The organism is Paenibacillus sp. FSL R5-0517, from assembly GCF_037974355.1.
Classification (GTDB): Bacteria; Bacillota; Bacilli; order Paenibacillales; family Paenibacillaceae; genus Paenibacillus.
Genome location: NZ_CP150235.1, coordinates 1,776,248 through 1,795,813 on the forward strand (window position 1 = coordinate 1,776,248; position 19,566 = coordinate 1,795,813).

The window sequence follows — 19,566 nt, forward strand, 5'->3', positions numbered from 1 at the left end:
CACTTTTACAACAACCAACGTACATAATGTCATATCGTCAACCGTGTGCTATCCGCTATACTCTTCAAGTTACCCAAACGTGGATTGAATGAGAGAATCGGGAGGTACAACGAATTGACAGCCAAAAACAAATATAAATCACTCGAACTTGAAACACCCGGCGTATATGAGCTGGAAGGGCTTGAAGTTGGAGTGACATCGAACTGTAATTATAAATGCGACTATTGCTGCGCCTACAATCGGGACGATGGAGCGTGCATCGGTAGTCAGGAAATCATCCGTATTATTAGTGAGCTTCCTCGTCTTAAGCGCGTGCGATTGTCCGGGGGCGAAGTTACCCTGAAATACCAGGATTGTCTGGAGATCGTGACGTACTGTGCGGCACATGGCATCGATACACAATTGAACAGTAATGCCAGTCTGCTGACAGAAGAACGGATTCTCGCGTTGCGTGATGCAGGCTTGTCCAACATTCATATCTCGTTCAATTATACGGATGCGGAGTCGTATGCTGCGTACTACCGTGTGCATCCTCTCATGTATGAGAGACTGGAGCAGAATATCCGTTTGTGCACGGAAGCCGGTCTGGAGACGGTACTGGAAACGTTACTGTTTGAAGGGAATCAAGCGAACATGCAGGCCATTAGCGATAAGGTGTATGATTTGGGTGTGCGCATCCATGAGATCCAGAACAGCATTAAGATGCCACATACCGATTGGAGTCAGATTGTATCCCGAGCGTCTCTTGTTCGATCTGTAACGGAGCTGATTGAGCATAAAAAGCCAGATACAACGCTCTATTTCACCTGTATGGACCGGTTTGCTGAACAGTTGAATTTGCGGGAGCAACCGGGCGTGTATTTCTCTAATTGTGTGGATGGCACGAAACAACTTCACTTGCACGGCAACGGGGATATTCTCATCTGTGAGTTATGCCATCCTGTCGTCATTGGCAACATCTATAAAGGAACGTCGTTGAAGGATATCTATGCCCAGCAGCCACCAGCGTTAACGGAATTCCTGGAAAAGCGGCCTTGTCCCGCATATGATGCTCTATTTCCATACGTATAACAGGAAGCTCTGACGAAGATGTTTTGATCTGTAAGCTGAACGAAACATCTATACAATAACAGCGACATTTAAGGTTATATAGATTAAAAATCAAGGTGATCTGCTTTCCTCATTGGGAAAACGGATCACCTTATTTTATTGAACTATTCATTTACACAATAACAGCGATTGGATGGTTGCTCTGTCATCGTAGTGTCAGTGTGAATATTCTTTAGTTCAAGTTATTTAGTTTCAGATTCATTTAAGCTCCCCGGCCTAATATGGCCTTAAGAACTTAGATGAAGAGGTGAGCTTGACATGATGAAGATCTATCAGAAACCAACCCGGAAAGACCCCCATAAAAGACCGATCTCCCCTAGAAAGCGAAGATGGCTCATCATCACACTTGTCCTTGTGCTCGCAGTATGTGGAATCCTGTACAGCTTGGCTGACCGTTACCTGATCCGGCATGTGCAGGTGGTTGTAGCGGATGAGAACACAGCAACGGCAGCAACGGGCAACACGAATGATTCCACCAGTACTCCGACCACCGCAACTAAAGTGAATGCAACGTCAGATGATTGGAATTATTCGAGCGATGATATGGAGGTCCATATTGATAAGGTACAGTCAGGATCTGGCTCGGATCAAATTACGTATTATGTCGCTGATGTTCAGCTAACGGATGCAAGCAGCCTGAGAACAGCACTGGCGGATAACAGTTTTGGAACGAACATTACCGAGAATACGTCAGAGATTGCCGCAGCCAACAATGCGATCTTTGCCATTAATGGGGACTATTACGGATTCCGTGATGATGGTGTCATTATCCGAAATGGGACGTTGTATCGGGACAGCCCGACGCGGGATGCACTTGCCCTGTTCAACAATGGGACCATAAAAACATATAACGAGAATGAGATTTCTTCCTCGGAACTGCTGGCTGAAGGCGCCACCAATACGTTATCCTTCGGGCCCATTCTGATTCAGGATGGCGAGATTGTCAGTGACTTTAGCAGTGTAAAAATTGACAACAACTTCGGCAACCGCTCCATCCAGGATGCGAATCCAAGAACAGCAATCGGCATGATTGCTCCGAATCATTACGTCTTCGTAGTGGTGGACGGTCGGCAGGACGACAGTCGTGGCATGACCTTGGCAGAACTGGCCGATGTCATGAAAGGCCTTGGAGCAACCGAAGCCTACAATCTGGACGGCGGCGGTTCATCCACGATGTATTTTATGGGCAGAGTCGTCAATAATCCACTGGGGCGCAACCAGGAACGTGGCGTAAGTGACATTCTATATCTGACGGAGGGACAAGGATCATGACGATATTAATTCCATCCTATGAACCCGATGTGCGTTTGCTGAATCTCGTTCTGCAGTTACAGACATTTAAGCTTGGACCTATTGTGATTGTGGATGATGGCAGTGGCCCGGGTTACCGTGGGATTTTCGAGACGGCAGAAGCCTATGGCTGTACGATCCTGACACATCCCGTCAATCTGGGGAAGGGTAGGGCGTTGAAGACAGGCTTTCAGTATATTAAGGAGTATGGGCCTCAGGGCGGTGTAGTGTGTGCAGACAGTGACGGGCAGCATCTGCCACATGATATTAAGCGTATCTTTGAAGTGCTGCTCGCACAAACGACACCCGGAATTGTGCTCGGCAGTCGTCGTTTCAGTGGTAAGATTCCAGCACGGAGTCGTATTGGCAACACAGTCACACGAGCGGTCTTTTCCCTTACGACAGGTACCAAAGTATATGACACACAGACGGGTCTGCGCGGTTTTCCCTACGCCATGCTGGACTGGCTGAACCAGATCCCCGGGGATCGGTTTGAATACGAGATGAACATGCTGTTAAGTGCACACAAGGAAGGGTATGAGATTACGGAGGAGTTTATTGATACGGTGTATCTGGATCACAATGAGTCCTCTCATTTCCGCCCGCTGGTCGATTCGTTCCGAATCTATAGGCCGATTCTGATGTTCAGCACATCTTCGTTGCTGTCTGCTCTAATTGATTTTGCATTACTATTCGTTATTCAGTATTTCACGCATAATCTGTTTCTGTCGGTTGTTGCAGCGAGACTATGCAGCTCACTCTTCAACTACACGATGAATCGGAAGTACGTATTTTCAGCTGGACGAACCTCGAAGGTCCGGCAGTCTTTGCCCAAATACTTCTCACTTGTCCTACTGGTGCTGTTATTAAACTACGGTTTACTGTATTTTTATAATGAAAAACTGATTATTCCGCTGCTCGCAGCCAAGCTGTTAACTGAGGTGTCCATCTTTGTATTCAGCTATTGGGCGCAGCGCAGATTTGTCTATTAACACAGAGAGAGTGGGCATACAGCTTGCTCTCTTTTTTTCAATCAAAACCGTTTCAAAAGAATATCCCGTGCTTCTTGATTAACCAAAAATGGACGAGAACAGGGGGGGGAATATCCTTGTTCTCGGCCGTTTAAACCCACAGGAGGACGAGCGTTACATCAGCTTCTTAATCTCATCCTTCAGGATTTCAGACTGAGTGCCGAAGATAACCTGCACAGCTCCACCACCGAGCCTCATGACGCCGGAAGCGCCAAGCTGTTTGAGTGCCCGATCGTTGACGGCTTTGTCGTCCCTAACAACTAGCCGGAGGCGAGTGATGCAGGCGTCAATGCTCTCGATATTATCTGTTCCCCCGATCTCGGCAAGCACCTTACCAGCCTTGGTGTCGGCAGACGCTGCCACGGCGGAAGTATCAGTGGGGGTATCGGCATCATAAGCGTCATCTTCGCGCCCCGGCGTTTTCAGGTTGAACTTGACAATCATGAACCGGAACAGGAAATAATAGACGACCGCAAATGCGAGTCCGACCGGGATCATGAGCAACGGATTGGTTGACAGCTTCATGTTCACAAGGTAATCGATCAGACCTGCAGAGAAGGCGAAGCCCAGCTTAACGTTCAGCAGGTACATGATCAGGGCTGCTGCACCAGTAAGAATAGCGTGCACTACATACAGCAGAGGAGCCGCGAACATGAAGGAGAACTCGAGCGGCTCGGTAATACCCGTTAAGAATGAAGCGACCGCTGCTCCGATAAAGATCGAAGCGACCATTTTGCGCTTTTCAGGCCGGGCTGTATGAATCAAGGCTAGCGCCGCTGCCGGAAGAGCGAACATCATAATCGGGAAGAAGCCAGACATGAACATGCCTGCCGTAGGGTCTCCGTTGAAGAAGCGGGTCAGGTCGCCGTGCACGACTTCCCCGGCTGCATTGGTATAATCTCCAATCTGGAACCAGGCGATGGAGTTGAGGACATGATGCAGACCGAGCGGGATGAGCAGGCGGTTGGCGATCATGAACACCATGGAGCCAACGCCGCCAAAACCTACAATCCAGGCGCCGAAAGCACCGATGGCATCCTGAATCGGGCTCCAGATCATGCCGAACATAATGGCCAACACCAGCATGGAGCCGGCGGTCACCATCGGCACAAAGCGTTTGCCGGAGAAGAAGCCGAGCCAGTCAGGAAGCTTGATATTATGGTATTTTTTATACATATAGGCTGCAAGCAGTCCGGCAAATATCCCGCCCAATACGCCCATATCCAGCTTGACATCGTCAGGAATATAGCCGAATACACTTGGAACGGCTCCCAGAATCCGCGTCAGTACCATATAAGCGATCAGGGCTGAAAGCGCGGCGACCGCATCCCCCGCCAGTCCGATTGCCACCCCAATGGCGAAGATGAGCGCAAGGTTGCCAAAGATCGCCCCCGCTCCCTCATTCAGGAATGGAACTACATACTGATTAAGAAATCCCCCGATCACGGGACCGAGCGGAATGTCCTTTTCATAATTAAGAAGACCGAGGCCTTGAAGAATACCTGCTGCAGGCAAGGTTGCTACAGGAAGCATCAGGGATTTTCCCAGCTTTTGCAGTGATTTCAGCATATTGTTCTTCCTTTCTTTTTTGATTTAGGTTATTTGGATAAGCTGACTTTCATGATCGTTCCCATGCCTGCTTCTACGCTGCCATACTCCGGGTGCGACTCCCACGGCTGTTCAGCTGCATTCGCAACGATGACAGGGGTGATGAGCGGATAACCGGCGGAAGCGATCGCATTCAGGTCAAATTCAATCAGAGTCTGACCGATAGTGACTTGATCCCCGGTCTGCACTTGGGGTGTGAAACCCTGTCCTTTCAGGCTGACAGTATTCATACCGATATGCAGCAGCAGCTGCAGCCCGGAAGCATGCTCAATCATTAAGGCATGGTGCGATTTGATCAGGTGCACCACAGTGCCGTCGATAGGGGCGACCAGCCTGCCCTCCTGGGGAATCATTGCGACTCCCGGTCCCATAATTCCTTGCGCGAACGCTTCGTCAGGCACTTCTTCCAAACTGACGCAGGTTCCGGTGAGCGGGGAGGCGACGGATATTGTTTCAGATGTTTTGGCAGATTTGTTGTTTTTCCATTTCCAGATCATTGTGTGTTGTCCTTTCTGTTGTTGGTTTTGGCATGGGTTTGAAAAAGCCGGTATAGATGCATTGTGAGAAAAGCCGTTTCTTCCTCAGGCACTTCTGTACCCAAATCCTCGGCCATTACAGCGCTTAGTTTTGTGGCCAGCTGGTATTCGGACGTATATTCATTTTTCACATATTGTGCGAAGGTGGGGGCCGTCATCGGTTGCTGATACAGGCGTTCCATGGAGAAGCGCAGGTGTATCATGAGTCTTGCCTGGCTAAGGCTGCCCTGATCAAAGCGAATACCACCCTCATCTTCAATAATCGACTGAAGTTTGCTGATCACATTGGATACCTTAACCAACTGTCCGACAGGGACGTGATTTACGGAGGAGTACACATGGTATGTCAGGAACCCGGCCTCATCCTCCGGTACCTCTACGCCAAAGGCCTCTCCGATCATGGCCGCCGCTTCCGAGGCAATTTCGAATTCTTTCGGAAAACTGAGCTTTGTCTCCGTAAGAAAAGGATTCAGAATCTCCATCCCGTTGCGGATACGATATAAGGTGAACTGAATATGACTCGGAAGAGCAAGGTAGATCTTGTCATTCAGCTTGCCGGGAAACTGATCAGCGATGAGACGGATAATTCGGTCAGAGATGTCGATGACATTGGGGTCCAGATCCTTTATCAGCTCCTGCGCCTGCCCCCACTCCTCCCGGTCTTCCAGCCGGAACCTTTTCTCAATCCGCGAATCATCTGTCTGAACGGTGCTTTCCGCCTTGAACGCAAATCCCAACCCTTTGCCAATCAGTACGTACTCCTTGGTATTCTGGTGCGACCGGGCCAGAACAATATTACTGCCAACGACCCGCTCCACCTGCAGAATCATTCCTTTACTCACGGTTCACCGCCTCCTCATTTCTAAAGTTAACGCTTTCATGCCTCCGGAACGCAAAAAGAGCCAAGAAGCGAGTATAGTCTCATGTTCGCTTCTTGGCTCATGCCCTCTGGGGTGGTAACACGCCAATTCATTTTATGTTTTCATCAGAACGTTCTTCCTACATAATATAAAGCTGATCTGCCACCGTCAACCATTAATTTTGTCATCCAACTGTTCGTCGTTTAATATAGGGAATGTGTAAACGAAAAGGTACCTGCCGTAGTTGGAGCCAATTCTAACATGAATAGGAGTATGCCTATGTATCTTCGAAGTGTAGAACTCATGTCGACCAAGATTGAGAATCGGAACCAATATCCTTTTGACATCCCCGCGATACGTTCGTTGGAACGTTTGGAGCTCACGAATAACATTACTTTTTTTGTAGGTGAAAATGGTTCAGGGAAATCTACGCTGCTAGAGGGCATCGCTCATCAATGTGGATTCAATACCGCAGGGGGCGGCAGGAATAATACCTATGAGACACATGCTTCGGAATCCTCGCTCGGGAATTATCTCAGGCTGGCATGGTTGCCCAAAATAACGAATGGTTTCTTCATGCGCTCTGAATCGTTCTATCAATTCGCATCACATGTCGATGAGATGCCGGCATCGCTTCAATATTATGGCGGGCGTTCATTGCATGAACAATCGCACGGGGAGTCTTTTCTCAGTCTGTTCGTCAATCGCTTCAGTTCCAAAGGCATCTATCTGCTTGATGAGCCCGAAGCCGCTTTATCTCCTGCTAGGCAGCTCTCTTTATTGCGTATCCTTCATGATCTGTCAGGCACTTCGCAATTCATTATTGCGACGCACTCACCCATTTTGCTGGGGTATCCGGGGGCAGAGATTTTAAGCTTTGACGATAGCCATATTCAAGAGGTAGCCTATGAGGATACCGACCACTATCAGATTACCCGCAGTTTCCTGGAGAACCGCGACCGGATGCTGAATGAACTATTCAAGGATTAAGTTAAGTTATCCGTGTAAACAAGGGAAGATATTGAATCATGCGACATTAAATTTATTGTTGAGGAGAGATTAGATGAAAGTAGGTTTGCTGATTATTGATATGCAAGAGAGTATTGTGCGGAAAAAGATGGACCAGACTTCGATAGACCATGCATGCGAGTACATTAATCATGTTGCAGGTGTGCTGCGCACGAATAATCATGTGGTCATTCACGTACAGGATGTGGAAGGGATGGAAGAGGCAGCGCCAGATGAGTATCGCATTATTCCCGAGGTGGATGTGAATGAGAAGGATATCACGATTACGAAGGAAGCATCCAATGCCTTCTGGCAGACTGATCTGGAGCAGGTGTTGAAGAGTCATGGCATTGAACTAGTGATCATCGCCGGCTTTGCCGCAGAGGAATGTGTTCTATTCACCTATAACGGAGCGATGGAGCGAGGTTTCCGGCCGGTGATGTTGCAAAATGGAATTCTAAGCACACATCACGAAGCAGTGATCTCAACGTACAGGGACCGCAATGTGATCTCATATCCTGTGGTTGATTATCTATATAAATTCAACTAAAGAGGTTTACACTGCACTCCAATGACAGAACAACCTTCCGATCACTGTTATCCCCAGATTTTTTTGATTCCTTTTTTAAAGGGGAAATCCGGTGATAAAGGCGAACGCTCCGCTTCTTCAGGTTATTTCTGTCCTCTCCGTTTTTGTGTAAAAAGTTTAGTTGAACCTATATAATTCAATAATTATTGGCTACATGCCAGAGGATAATTGGTGGAAAATAAAGATAAGATTGATAATGGGACTCTGTAGGGAGTCTTTTTTTTTGTACATATGTGCATGACGACCGTGAATGTATGGTTACTCTATGGTTTAAACCAAACTTTGCCTATATCTGCTAGGGTTGAAACGATATATTGAGAACAGGGCGCAGCAAGCCCTTTGTGGATATCGGGAAAGTCCTGTATGGGTCACGAACCAACTGATTAACTAAGGGAGATGTGGAATGAAGATGAATGTGCAAATTACGCGTATTTTGGCAGAACAAAAGGAATTGTTTCTCAACCTGTTCAACTTGTACTTATATGATCTGTCTGAATATTCTGGCGAAGATCTACTAGAAGAGGGGAAATATGATCCAACGAACACCTATTTATATCTGGAACGCGATGAATTATATCCGTTTTTCATTCAGTATGAGGGGAAGGTTATTGGATTCGTACTGGTATGCTCACCTCCATATGTGCCGGAAGATGTGGATTATACCGTGCAGGAGTTGTTCTTGGTCCAAAAATATCGCGGGCAAGGGCTGGCAGCACAAGCGGTTGACTTGGTTTTTGCTCAATTTCAGGGTAGATTCAAAGTAGAACAGCTCGCTAACAATGCGACAGCAGTTTCATTCTGGAAAAAGTATTATGAGCACCATCAGATCGAATATACCGAGTCTGAATATAACATTGAGATTGACAACATCGCTGGTAGCCACCGGATTTTGTCCCAGACTTTTGTGCGAAGAGACAGAGTTTCTGAATAAACGAAAGGTTTTCTGAATGTAATTGATTTTTTCAGGTCCGATTTGCTTCTCCTATGTTGAGAGGTGGATAGGATCTTTTTCAATTTCCATTTACCAATACATGGGTTATGATGAAGAAAGAGGAGTCTATAGGAATGACCGTGTAAGGGGGAGAAAGCAGGTATGCCCAAGCATCATTTTGTGATTGAAAACAAATCGCGAGTAAACGAGAATATGTATACCTCCTACTCCTGGGATTCTCATGGCAACATACATAAAAGTGGGCTGAAGTCAGAGTTTTATGCGGCCCTGGAAGACGAATTCATTGCATATATTTATGATTCCCTTCGCTGGTTGGATACATGGAATCCATCCACCTGTATGAGATGTAGTGGACTGAACAACTGTGGAATAACCGTTATTGAAGAGCAGGATGCATTGTTGAAGTTTCATAAATTGATTCAAGCCTGGATAGATCTATTTAGCTATGCGACAGATCCGATTGTTCTAACAGGGAGTTACTGTGTCGATGGAGAAGAACAAAAGGGCTACTACGAGACACTTGCATACAATAAGGTCGAATTAATTAACGAATTACATAAACTTGCGAACATGGCAAAGCATGCTGAGATAAATGGGAAATGCATTGTGCATTTTGGGATATGAAGAATGAATCGTAGAATTTCCTGATTGAAATTGTGAGCTGTTGAAGCAACCCAACAGAGAGGGGCAGAGGCATGACTAGTCGTATTGTAGTTACCGGTGGAGCTATTATTCGAGATCGTATGGGAAGGGTTCTGCTGCAAAAGAGATCTGATTATGGAGATTGGGGATTACCTGGTGGTGGTATGGAGCCAGGTGAACGAATCGAAGAAACCATGATTAGAGAAGTGAAAGAGGAAACAGGGCTTGACGTGAGTTCTTATAAATTGGCCTCCATCTACACGGGCGAGAGAATGCACTATACGTATCCGGATGGAAATGAAGTAGTGTTTGTAATGTTTTTATTTGACGTTATTGCGGAGTTGGAAGGAAAACTCTGTGATGACCAGATGACTCTTTTATTTGAAGATGAACAAAAGGAATCATTACAGCTTGTTTTCAGATATCTTGATGAGATTGATATTGCCACAATTAACAATGTGCAGAAGCCTATATTTGTAGACTTGAAGCAAGGAGAGACTAAATTGCTTCGCGAGTGATCGCGATAATAGAATAGTTCAGATAGAGAAAGGAGCTTTTACATTGCCTTGGCCTATGGTCCATTTTGCAATTGCATCGGAATTGATATCCAAGCCACCCTCTGAATTGTTATTGGGAAGCCTAGCTCCTGATTCCATCCATGTAAGAACTAATCTTCGTACCGAAAAGGCAAAAACCCACCTCATGCCAGAGGCGGGAAGGTTTGCAACAGATGAAGAACTTAAAGCTTTTTTTGAGTCCAACAAGAAGTTAGCTTATAGTGATCCCAAATTCATGCAATATCTGTGCGGTTACATCGCCCATATCTATACGGACCGCGTATGGACATTCGATATATATCCTGCATATGAAGTTCACCCCAATGGAAGAAACGTGTATACGAAGGATGTCACGAAGCTTGAATTTCTGATTTTACGGAATTGGGACAAGGCCAGCGATTGGTTAAGTGAGCTGAACGTGGGAAAAGCATATGATTTAGGCGGATTGCTGGAAGCTGAGGTGTATCAGTATAGGGGAAAGAAACTGGAGTTTTTAGCTAACCCTGACAACGAACACTTGGGTGACTTAAATATTTTATCCATGGAAGCTATGCAAGAGTTCATATATACAACAGGATTAGCGTTAAAACAATTGTATACGAAATGGGATGTTTATAAGGATTTACGCAGCAGTGTGTAAGTAAGGGAGGGATTTACTTGAAGGTATACAGGAAACAACTCCGTAAAATTGTAGTAAATAATACACTGTTCCTGTACGTTGTGGATGAACAAGCATACGATATCGTCATTCGGGTTTATTCGAATTCGCTTAAATCCACATTCGTAGAGTTCGATGTTGCTTGGGAAGATACATGGGATATATTTGTCCATGAACCCAGACTGATATCCAACCTTATTCAATATGCAATAAGACAAGGGTGGGACTACCAACAGAAGAATAACAAAATGAGATTCAAAAACGCGAACAGCATTGTAAGAATTTTAATGGCAGAGAATCTGGACCAATAAACGTTCGCAGACGATATGAGGATCAACTAGATTTAGAGAGTGGGGGTCAGATCAGATGTATGCGGTAATTGCCAATGTTATTAAGGACAATCAACTCCGAACGGGTGCGAAGGTGTACATTTTATATTGTCATGGTATGGCTGAAAGTCCATTGGTATATGGTATGGCCAGGGGAGGAAAGAGAATCGAGAAGTATATCTCCTACAAAAAATTAAAGAAATTCAGATCACAGTGGGTCCCTCAACATATTAGGCATCGGGTGAAATGGTCATATGAAGATCGAAAAGAAGCGGATAAGTGTGCTAAGTCATTAGAATTAATGTGGTCTAACGTCCGATTATTTGATAGTGCGGGTCATATAATTAAAGAGGGTGTGACGACAAGCCAAGCTTTTAATATTGCTAGTAAGATCAAGTTTATTGAACGCAGGTACATGTTGGACGAGAAGGAGAAGTGACGTGCCGAACATATATAAGGGAAGATATTCAGCTCAAATTGATGGAGAATTTGTTGTATTTATCATCGGAATGAGGATTAATCGTCTGTGGGCTATACATAAATGGCTGCCTGTTCTACAGTCTATGGGCCCGATGATTAAAGAGCTGTATATGAATCCGGAGACCGGATTTCTGAGTACAGAGTATTTTATAAGCTGGCGTGGAGTGACGTTACTTCAATACTGGCGATCTTACGATGAATTGGAGAAATACGCACGGGGCGGACTGCACTTGGAAGCCTGGAAAAGATTCAACCGCTCCATTGGTTCCGATGGAACAGTAGGGATCTATCATGAAACATATAAAGCTCAGTCGGGTTCCTTCGAGACCATATATGTCAATATGCCCCAATTCGGATTAGCTAGCGCGTCTGAACACGTGCCTTCGACAGGCAAGATGGAGACATCCAGACGCAGAATGAGCGGAGAGAATGACCCGGCCGTGGATACACCAGAGAATCCTTAAATTAGTGAATAGAGAGGAGCATGTTATGAAGGCTAGACTTCGGCCAGAAGATATATATTCCAAGCAATTAAGCTGGCTGTGTATTGAACCGATGCTTGTTTCCGTGCGGGGCAGAGATATGGCCGCCAAAACAGAGATATACCGACAGTTACATGAGGGGCAACAAGCTTTATTTTTGTTCTATTCCTATCACAATCACACGAAGAGTCTGGCAGAATTTTATTGGTTTTCGGCGTATAACATCACCCAGATCAAGAGTTGGAATGGGATTAAAAATGGGATGCGGTTTTTTCATTTAGATGAGATGGTGAATGTACTGGATCAGATAGAAAGCCTGATTACGGAACACAATTGGGTGGATGAAGTGTGGCGTGAGGTGCTGCCAACCGATCTGGAGAAGGACCCGATCCTACTTCAGAGAACAGAAGCATTATATGCTAATTATCAAGCCGTGGCACAAGAAGCTATTACACACATGAACGAGATGATCCTGCAAAATCAGGAGATGTATCTGGAGATCGATTAACATTAACCTAGCACCATTATATGAAAAGACTAACTCATGCCTTGAATGCTCCGGATGAGTATATAGAAGAACTGCTCCCATGGAGTGGTTCTTTTTGGTATCTGTGCAGTGCCGATGCAACAAACTTGCAAAATCCTGCAACAAAACGCAATACAGTGGGATTGTCGTAACTATGCTTGTAATATGAGTTGTGAGAGGAGGGCCAACACATGAAAGTCATTTTTGAAGAGGACACGTCAGTTGAAAAAAGGGTAGCCAAGGTCATTACACATCCAGAGGAAAAGTCGAAGTGGGATCGTATTCAGCAGGCGATCTGCGAATCAGAAACTCAATTAACGGTCATCCATGCCAAGAATAATCGCAATATGCAGATCCAATTGAGCTCGGTGGTTGCCTTTGAATCAGAGGATCGGATGTGCTGTGTCCGGGTGATCTCAGGGGAGAGGTATTTGCTTAATAAACGTCTGAAATTTGTAGAAGAGGATCTGGGTGACGTTCATTTTGTGAAAATTAATAATCAAACGATCATCAATACACGATACATCACCGCATTCTCTGCAACAGACCATGCCCGAATTAAGGTAGACCTGAGCGATCTCTCCAGTTATTTTGTCAGTCGATTTTATATTAAAAACTTTAGGGGGAAATTATCATGATGACTCAACTTAGACATTCTTTTTTTCAAGTATTCACGATGATGACGCTATGGATCACACTCTTGGCAACCATATTCTTTGGTGATCTACCCATTCAGATGTCCTATTTATGGAACATAGCGGGTATTGCTCTCATTGCAGCTGTGTTGTTTGGAGTGATGTATAACATACTGTGGAACCATTTTACGTTAAAACCGGTATGGAATATCGTTATTTCTTCCACATTCAATATTGCTGGAGGTATGGCGATGGTATGGTTATTCTCGGTAGATATGTTCCAGTTCATCGCTCCCTGGTTCCCCGGTATGTGGTTATTATCTATCGTGCTGCACATCATCGCTTTTTATTTTTATGCTAGAATAGATAGCAGGAAAAAAGCGGAAGAGTTAAATAACATTCTCAAGTAGGCAGGGAGTGCACGTATGAACGAGGAAGAACTGTTGCAGCTGTACGGATTGGAACCAGATGAGCTTAACCGGAAGGACATCCGACAGCTGCTACACCAAGAGATAGAGAATCGAAACTTAGAGGATAACGAAGTTCTAAAACTATTGTGCATTATGTTGTTCTGTATCGGGAATGTAGAGGACACCACGCTGATCTGGCAGGCTAAACAAAAGAATCAGGATGCGAGCAGTTATCTTGATGTGCAGTTATTATGTGGTGCAGGGTACGAGGAGACATTCTTTTACCTGGAAAAGATGGACGGGGAACAGGCACATAAGGAATTGCTGTACCTTAGACAGTGCGAGCCGTATGATTTTGTTGATTTCTCCAAAGTGGAATGGGTCTCGAACTATAAACGATATTACGGTGTTTGAGGATAAACGAGTTAACGGACATATTGGAAGGAGGGGGGGGATGCCAAGTTTGCATGACAACATCATATTAAGCTACGAAGTAGATTTAGAGAACGAAAGAATCAGGATGCGTACTCGTTCAAGTCATGCTGTGCCGAAAAATATGGATGTCTTATTCTCTGGTGTAATGGCCCATGCGTTTGATACACCGCTGCATGGCAGCATTATTCTGGATCTGGATGAGTGGGATCTGGGGCATTTTATCCCATCTAATCGCGAATTGTTAGAGTCGGGAAAGGGCTACTGCTGGCCTGTCAGTTATGATTCGTATGACGAATTGCATAACCGGCTGATCGATGAGAAATACAAGTACATGGTGATCTCATCCTCGTATGGATTGAGTGGTTGGGTTTTGGCGAAGAGCGTAGAGATTTCTGTTCAAGAAATGGGTGATCAAGATGAAGCCTGAATACACGCAACATGGTAGCAAGAGGAAGACAGGACTAAGAACAGGCATTGTTGTATTTGTTGTTCTGCTCGTTATTCTAGTCATGACCAATCCAAACGAAGAGGATTTTGTTGCCTGGCTCTCAAGTGAACATGGCATCCATGCTTCGTATAATGTGAATGAAGGCAGGACGTTTACGCAGACAATCGACGGTGACGAAAAGAGGCTTCATTACAAAGGTGGACATATACGCCATATGGGAATCTTTTCAACGTATAGTTATCTTTTCTCGGATCATGAAGAAAAAGAAATCCTGATTGAAGCGGTCGGCATAATGAACATGCTATGGAATCGATAGTTAGATTCACTATGGACAGTTAAAAAAGTTAGGAAAAAGTTCTGCTGATATCCACGCTCTATGCATGATGTAACTTGTGCAGAAAAGCGTGTTTTTGGCGTGAGATGCCTTATACGTTGGAATGGCTAATTTCGTTCGTTCGCAAATCCCACATTATGGGTTATGATGTACCTTGAGAGAAAATTTTACATAGATAGGAAGTCTTCTTATGTAGACGATTGGTGATTGGAGGACGGAATATGAAAAAGTTAATCCTAGTTTCATTATTATTTTTGCTTCTGGTGGCTTGTCAGAACCAGGCAAACACTGAAGATGCGCAGCAAACAATAGATTCCTCAACCTTAAATGTCACAGAAAAAGAGACACAACAGAATGAAGAAATATCGACATCCCAAGAGAAGGAAGACACTCCACCAGAGTATCTCGATGAAACAAACTATAACGAAGACCAATTGGAAATTGTCAAACTGATGAATGCCCGCATGCGTTATTTATACGAAAAGGATGAAGCAGCATATATGAGTCTGATTGATCCTGAATCTCCTATATTAGGTATGGGGAGATACAAAATTCGCAAGGTTACTTCCATGAGCGACATAACGATACAGGAGCAAAGGAAGCTCTATCAGGCAGTGGTGATGGTTAACGAATTAAATGAGAACGACGAAGAGTATAGCAATACGATGGTGTTTTGGAAAAAGAAAGAAGATGGCGATTCTGCGCAATGGGTTATTGCAGATATTGATTAATAACATAATGTCTGACACATGGAAGATCTATATCTTCACATTCACAGAACATAAAGGGTGATGCAATGATGACAAGGCGATTAATACTGATTGAAGGATTACCGGGTTCAGGCAAGTCAACAGTTGCCCAAATGGTATCCGAAATTTTGATAGAAAAGGGCAAGGAGGTACAACTATTTCAGGAAGGGAACCTGGATCACCCTGCTGATTATGAAGGTGTGGCTTACTATGATGCTCGAGACTTCGAGTCCTTATTGAAAACGCATGAAGAATACAGAGAGATTTTGAAAAGTCATGCGACTGCCCATGATCAAGGATACCTGATTCCTTATCGTAAGATGAGAGAACAACGGGGAATAGAGCTCCCCGATCACATTGTACAGGATATTTTCAGCCGAGATATTTACGAAATTTCTTTTGAGCAAAATGTGAAGATGATCACCGAGAAGTGGCAAGATTTTGTCCAAAACGTGTTAAGCACGAATGATGATTACATCACGATATTTGAGTGCTGTTTTATCCAGAATCCACTTACCATGGGTCTCGTAAAATGCAATCAAACCAAAGAGCAGAATATGCAGTATGTATTGGATTTGGGTCGTATCATTCATGCTCTAAATCCGCTTCTCATTTATATCGACCAGAAGAATATATCCTATACCTTTGATAAGGCAGTTCGTGAAAGACCGAAGGAATGGTCAGAAGGTTTTATTAACTATTATACGAACCAGGGTTTGGGGCAAGCGCAAGGTTATCAGGGGGTTCAGGGCACGGTACAAGTTTTACAGGAAAGAAAGAAGCTGGAGTCCGAAATCTATGACTTACTTCAGATGGATAAGGTATGGCTGGATAACTCGGATTATGACCTGGAGGTTTGTAGGCGCAAACTGGAAAAAATTCTGGAGTAACCTTACGAAGCTAAGAAATCGAGAGCAGGTGAACAAAACAACATGAAAAAAACGTTATTTGAGCTTGTAAATGAAGTCGAAGATGAAGTGACCTTTATGGTTTTCCTACAACAATTAAGTAAGGATCGAGAAGGTCATGCAGATGAATGGCAGAATGATTCAATAGCGTCATTTTTGGAAGCGGCAGCGGAGTGGGGACAAGCGTCGATAGATGGATTAAGCCATTACGAGAAGCCGGATGACCCATGGAAGAGATGTGCTCAGATCCTGTATATGGGCAAGATTTATGAGTAATATCAGACTAGATTGCAACGAGTGGAGGAAGTTAGTAACATGATGCATATTCATCTGACAGAAGAAGATTACTGGCAAATGAACAAATTTGCGATGTTTAAACTGTAAGAGAAAGGTGTGCTGATCGCTGTATGTGTGCTGCCTGTGGCTATTGCCATCCTATTTAGACAACTTGATTTTTCATAGAAGTGGAAATGTTTGGAAAGCTTCAATGAGACAAAACAATATTTCTTTATTCTCATTAATAAGGCAAGTGCACATGTGATTCCGAAACGATCTTTTGAAACGGAGGCGGAAGCAGTTCGGTTTGCAGAACAGGTCAGAACATATATGAAAACTGCTCAGCATAATACATAACGGAGGTTTATTTTCATGCTCTTGTTGGAAGTAGCATTAATTGTTGTAACGGCTTTATTGTTAGGGGTTGGTGCAAAAAGCAAAAGGAAAATTTTGCTTAAATGGGGTATAGCCAGTTTGATTTTATTGCTCGGACTCGTTATTTTTTCATTCATCATGGGATTTATAGATGGAGTGTCCGATGGATGGTCAGCAAGATGAGTATCTAAGAAAACAAAAATAATTAGTTGAGAAGCTTGAGGAATAGAGGGCTTATGGACATTACATTTATTCGTCATGGTCATGGTGAACACTTGTTAGATTATCCTAATCAATTAAATTACCTGCATCCTGGTCTCACTGAATTGGGAAAACGTCAAGTTATAGCGTTACGTAAACAAGTGAATTTATCGCCTGAAGACACCATCTTGGTTAGTCCAACGAAACGTACTATTGAAACAGCGCGCCTGCTAGAACCAAAAGGCAATCTTATGTTTAGCCCGTTGGTTGGCCCAAGAATGTTTCCTCAGAATCCGGAGTTTGTTCCTTTCATCTGCGATCAGATCTATTCCAAGCAAGAACTCAGCCATCAATACACTTACATAAGAATGCTTGATTTGGGGCTGGATTGTTGGAAGGAAAGCATTAATCAGATGGATGCATATCGATTCAAGATATTAGCTGAACAGCTTCTGGAGTGGTGCAGGAAACAGAGGGGCAACACGTTTGTCATTTCACATGACGGTACAATATCGAACTACAGGATGTTACTCGGAGAACAAGGGTTAACCAAAAGTGATTTTCTTGGTGAGGCCGGACAGTACACAATCCGAAACGTTTAACGATTTAAAGGAGATCATGTCATGATACATTTTCCCAATGTAGAGACTGAACGTCTGTACCTCAGAGAATTAACCTTAGCAGACCGGCAGGATGTGTATGAACATTTTGCTAAACCGGATGTAACTCGATTTATGGATATTCAGCCTTGCCGCGATGTAAAGGAAGCAGAAGAAATCATACAATTTCACATTGAAGATTCAGGTTGCAGATATGGTCTATTCCATAAATTAGATGGCGAATTCATAGGTACAGCGGGGTTTCACTGTTGGAATACGGATTCACCGTCGAAGGCAGAGATTGGCTTTGACTTATCCCCGGACTATTGGGGACAAAGGTTGATGCAAGAAGCTTTAACCGCAATGTTCGAAATTGGCTGGAACGAGATGAATCTTGATTTTATTGAAGCGACTGTGGAGCAGGCAAATATTCAATCGCAGAGCTTGTTAGAAAAGTTAAACTTTCTGAAGTCCACTGAGTTAGTAGACAATCTCTTCTATTACACTTTACAGAAAAAATATGTTGGGTCTGACATAGACCCCTTTTGAGCAAGGGAGGATTTAAATGAAATCTGTTCCGTTCTCTATACTTTTAGCTAGTGCCATTTTGGGTATCTGTTTTATCATTGGCTGTATAATTTTAACCACTCATGAGAGAAATAGTGAACTCACTCAGGCAGTAGAGCAAGTAGTACCAAACGATAAAGTATTATTGACGATGCAAGAAACTGCCGAGTATCTGAGTATGACTGAAGAACAGGTGATGAGTATTATTAAGGCGGAACAAGGAAGCTTTACCGTATCAGGTTTCTTTGATGGGAAAATGTTCTCGTTCATTAAGGTTCAGGATCAATTTTTTGTGAGTAGAGTTGAGTTGGACTTGTGGGTTCAAGAAGCATCTGCAAGCCACAGAAGATATATTAACGGGCTGATGCAGTAGTCTATGGGAATGGTGGCATAATCCTAAGGAGATGAATTCACATGGAATTCGTGGGACAGAAAATTAAAATAACTACAGTTACAGAACAAGACCTCAACTTCATAGGTCAACTTGAATGTGACACAAGCGTATGGAGCTTCGAGGAAACTGTTGAAACAGATGAGGAAAAGGTCCGTGAGAAATCTCGCAGCCATTTTGCTGTCGCAGATGAGAACCCGTATGCTTATGATTTCGTTATACGGCGCGTGAATGATCCAGAGGATACACCCATTGGGATCGTTCAGATGTGGAGTTACGTGGATCACCGAAAAAGCTGGGAACTTGGATTCGCTGTACTTTCGGAATACGCAGGTAGAGGATACGGGAGTGAAGCTACCCGACTTTTGCTACATTTTGCATTTCAAGAGTTACAAGCTCATAAGGTTGTCGGCATGTGTAATTCACAAAACGTCCGCTCAGTAGCACTGATGCAGTATGTGGGTATGACACGGGAGGCCGTCTTCCAGGAAGAACTATGGTGGAACAAACAGTGGACAGACCAGTATTTCTTCTCAATTTTGGAAAGAGAGTTTAAGCCAGTCTAATAGATACGGGAGGA

29 protein-coding genes are annotated in these 19,566 nt (G+C 44.1%); 26 read left to right on the forward strand and 3 right to left on the reverse strand.

Annotated elements, in window-relative coordinates; all coding sequences use genetic code 11:
* Positions 1-114 precede the first annotated feature (114 nt).
* The 3 genes from MKX40_RS07885 to MKX40_RS07895 all read left to right on the forward strand — a co-directional run bounded on the left by MKX40_RS07885 (position 115) and on the right by MKX40_RS07895 (position 3,392).
* Positions 115-1,071, forward strand: a complete 957-nt coding sequence (locus MKX40_RS07885; protein ID WP_339240622.1) for a radical SAM protein — start codon at positions 115-117, stop codon at positions 1,069-1,071.
* A 297-nt stretch (positions 1,072-1,368) separates the two neighbouring features.
* Entirely contained in the window at positions 1,369-2,382 is a 1,014-nt protein-coding gene (locus MKX40_RS07890) for a phosphodiester glycosidase family protein (protein WP_339240624.1), read from the forward strand.
* A complete protein-coding gene (locus tag MKX40_RS07895) occupies positions 2,379-3,392 on the forward strand; it encodes a bifunctional glycosyltransferase family 2/GtrA family protein (RefSeq protein WP_339240625.1) in 1,014 nt (337 codons plus the stop codon). The genes MKX40_RS07890 and MKX40_RS07895 overlap by 4 nt, the downstream gene beginning before the upstream one ends.
* A gap of 153 nt (positions 3,393-3,545) precedes the next feature.
* Here the strand turns inward: MKX40_RS07895 and MKX40_RS07900 are convergent, their stop codons facing one another.
* Genes MKX40_RS07900 through MKX40_RS07910 form a run of 3 tightly spaced genes read right to left on the reverse strand, consistent with a single transcriptional unit; the run spans position 3,546 to position 6,417 of the window.
* A complete protein-coding gene (locus MKX40_RS07900; protein WP_339240626.1) occupies positions 3,546-5,000 on the reverse strand; it encodes a PTS transporter subunit EIIC in 1,455 nt (484 codons plus the stop codon).
* A gap of 29 nt (positions 5,001-5,029) precedes the next feature.
* On the reverse strand, positions 5,030-5,536 hold the full coding sequence (locus MKX40_RS07905) for a PTS glucose transporter subunit IIA (RefSeq protein ID WP_339240627.1): 507 nt from the start codon (positions 5,534-5,536) through the stop codon (positions 5,030-5,032).
* Complete coding sequence (locus tag MKX40_RS07910) at positions 5,533-6,417, reverse strand: PRD domain-containing protein (RefSeq protein ID WP_339240628.1); 885 nt, start codon at positions 6,415-6,417, stop codon at positions 5,533-5,535. The genes MKX40_RS07905 and MKX40_RS07910 overlap by 4 nt, the downstream gene beginning before the upstream one ends.
* Before the next feature lie 297 nt (positions 6,418-6,714).
* On the opposite strand from MKX40_RS07910, the gene MKX40_RS07915 reads away from it, so the two are divergent.
* From MKX40_RS07915 to MKX40_RS08025, 23 genes are all read left to right on the forward strand, one after another.
* The gene (locus tag MKX40_RS07915) at positions 6,715-7,425 is read left to right on the forward strand and encodes an AAA family ATPase (RefSeq protein ID WP_339240629.1); all 711 of its coding nucleotides are present in this window, start codon (positions 6,715-6,717) and stop codon (positions 7,423-7,425) included.
* 73 nt (positions 7,426-7,498) lie between these two features.
* A complete protein-coding gene (locus MKX40_RS07920; RefSeq protein ID WP_339240630.1) occupies positions 7,499-7,993 on the forward strand; it encodes an isochorismatase family cysteine hydrolase in 495 nt (164 codons plus the stop codon).
* A 442-nt stretch (positions 7,994-8,435) separates the two neighbouring features.
* Complete coding sequence (locus tag MKX40_RS07925) at positions 8,436-8,963, forward strand: GNAT family N-acetyltransferase (protein WP_339240633.1); 528 nt, start codon at positions 8,436-8,438, stop codon at positions 8,961-8,963.
* Positions 8,964-9,125: 162 nt separating this feature from the next.
* A complete protein-coding gene (locus tag MKX40_RS07930; protein WP_339240634.1) occupies positions 9,126-9,608 on the forward strand; it encodes a hypothetical protein in 483 nt (160 codons plus the stop codon).
* Between the two features lie 71 nt (positions 9,609-9,679).
* On the forward strand, positions 9,680-10,144 hold the full coding sequence (locus MKX40_RS07935; RefSeq protein ID WP_339240635.1) for an NUDIX domain-containing protein: 465 nt from the start codon (positions 9,680-9,682) through the stop codon (positions 10,142-10,144).
* Positions 10,145-10,187: 43 nt separating this feature from the next.
* On the forward strand, positions 10,188-10,823 hold the full coding sequence (locus MKX40_RS07940; RefSeq protein ID WP_339240637.1) for a hypothetical protein: 636 nt from the start codon (positions 10,188-10,190) through the stop codon (positions 10,821-10,823).
* A gap of 17 nt (positions 10,824-10,840) precedes the next feature.
* Positions 10,841-11,152 (forward strand): hypothetical protein, encoded by a 312-nt coding sequence (locus tag MKX40_RS07945; protein WP_339240639.1) that lies wholly within the window; start codon positions 10,841-10,843, stop codon positions 11,150-11,152.
* 55 nt (positions 11,153-11,207) lie between these two features.
* Positions 11,208-11,609: a hypothetical protein gene (locus MKX40_RS07950; protein ID WP_339240640.1), complete on the forward strand. Its 402-nt coding sequence runs from the start codon at positions 11,208-11,210 to the stop codon at positions 11,607-11,609.
* 1 nt (position 11,610) lies between these two features.
* Positions 11,611-12,114: a DUF4188 domain-containing protein gene (locus tag MKX40_RS07955; RefSeq protein ID WP_339240641.1), complete on the forward strand. Its 504-nt coding sequence runs from the start codon at positions 11,611-11,613 to the stop codon at positions 12,112-12,114.
* 25 nt (positions 12,115-12,139) lie between these two features.
* Positions 12,140-12,640, forward strand: a complete 501-nt coding sequence (locus MKX40_RS07960) for a hypothetical protein (protein WP_339240642.1) — start codon at positions 12,140-12,142, stop codon at positions 12,638-12,640.
* Positions 12,641-12,849: 209 nt separating this feature from the next.
* Positions 12,850-13,296 carry a LytTR family DNA-binding domain-containing protein gene (locus tag MKX40_RS07965; protein ID WP_339240643.1) on the forward strand — a complete coding sequence of 149 codons (447 nt, stop codon included), beginning with the start codon at positions 12,850-12,852 and terminating at the stop codon, positions 13,294-13,296.
* Complete coding sequence (locus MKX40_RS07970; RefSeq protein ID WP_339240644.1) at positions 13,293-13,703, forward strand: hypothetical protein; 411 nt, start codon at positions 13,293-13,295, stop codon at positions 13,701-13,703. Before MKX40_RS07965 ends, MKX40_RS07970 begins: the two co-directional genes overlap by 4 nt.
* A gap of 15 nt (positions 13,704-13,718) precedes the next feature.
* The gene (locus MKX40_RS07975; protein WP_339240646.1) at positions 13,719-14,117 is read left to right on the forward strand and encodes a hypothetical protein; all 399 of its coding nucleotides are present in this window, start codon (positions 13,719-13,721) and stop codon (positions 14,115-14,117) included.
* A gap of 40 nt (positions 14,118-14,157) precedes the next feature.
* The gene (locus tag MKX40_RS07980) at positions 14,158-14,565 is read left to right on the forward strand and encodes a hypothetical protein (protein WP_339240647.1); all 408 of its coding nucleotides are present in this window, start codon (positions 14,158-14,160) and stop codon (positions 14,563-14,565) included.
* On the forward strand, positions 14,555-14,902 hold the full coding sequence (locus MKX40_RS07985) for a hypothetical protein (protein ID WP_339240649.1): 348 nt from the start codon (positions 14,555-14,557) through the stop codon (positions 14,900-14,902). Before MKX40_RS07980 ends, MKX40_RS07985 begins: the two co-directional genes overlap by 11 nt.
* Before the next feature lie 239 nt (positions 14,903-15,141).
* Entirely contained in the window at positions 15,142-15,651 is a 510-nt protein-coding gene (locus MKX40_RS07990) for a hypothetical protein (protein ID WP_339240650.1), read from the forward strand.
* Positions 15,652-15,716: 65 nt separating this feature from the next.
* Positions 15,717-16,559 (forward strand): adenylyl-sulfate kinase, encoded by an 843-nt coding sequence (locus MKX40_RS07995; protein ID WP_339240651.1) that lies wholly within the window; start codon positions 15,717-15,719, stop codon positions 16,557-16,559.
* A gap of 42 nt (positions 16,560-16,601) precedes the next feature.
* Complete coding sequence (locus MKX40_RS08000; protein WP_339240652.1) at positions 16,602-16,853, forward strand: hypothetical protein; 252 nt, start codon at positions 16,602-16,604, stop codon at positions 16,851-16,853.
* Between the two features lie 372 nt (positions 16,854-17,225).
* Complete coding sequence (locus tag MKX40_RS08005; protein WP_339240653.1) at positions 17,226-17,411, forward strand: hypothetical protein; 186 nt, start codon at positions 17,226-17,228, stop codon at positions 17,409-17,411.
* 53 nt (positions 17,412-17,464) lie between these two features.
* Positions 17,465-18,031 carry a phosphoglycerate mutase family protein gene (locus MKX40_RS08010; RefSeq protein WP_339240655.1) on the forward strand — a complete coding sequence of 189 codons (567 nt, stop codon included), beginning with the start codon at positions 17,465-17,467 and terminating at the stop codon, positions 18,029-18,031.
* Positions 18,032-18,052: 21 nt separating this feature from the next.
* The gene (locus MKX40_RS08015; protein ID WP_339240656.1) at positions 18,053-18,577 is read left to right on the forward strand and encodes a GNAT family N-acetyltransferase; all 525 of its coding nucleotides are present in this window, start codon (positions 18,053-18,055) and stop codon (positions 18,575-18,577) included.
* A 16-nt stretch (positions 18,578-18,593) separates the two neighbouring features.
* On the forward strand, positions 18,594-18,968 hold the full coding sequence (locus tag MKX40_RS08020; protein ID WP_339240657.1) for a hypothetical protein: 375 nt from the start codon (positions 18,594-18,596) through the stop codon (positions 18,966-18,968).
* A gap of 41 nt (positions 18,969-19,009) precedes the next feature.
* Entirely contained in the window at positions 19,010-19,552 is a 543-nt protein-coding gene (locus MKX40_RS08025; RefSeq protein ID WP_339240658.1) for a GNAT family protein, read from the forward strand.
* The last annotated feature ends 14 nt before the right edge of the window (positions 19,553-19,566 follow it).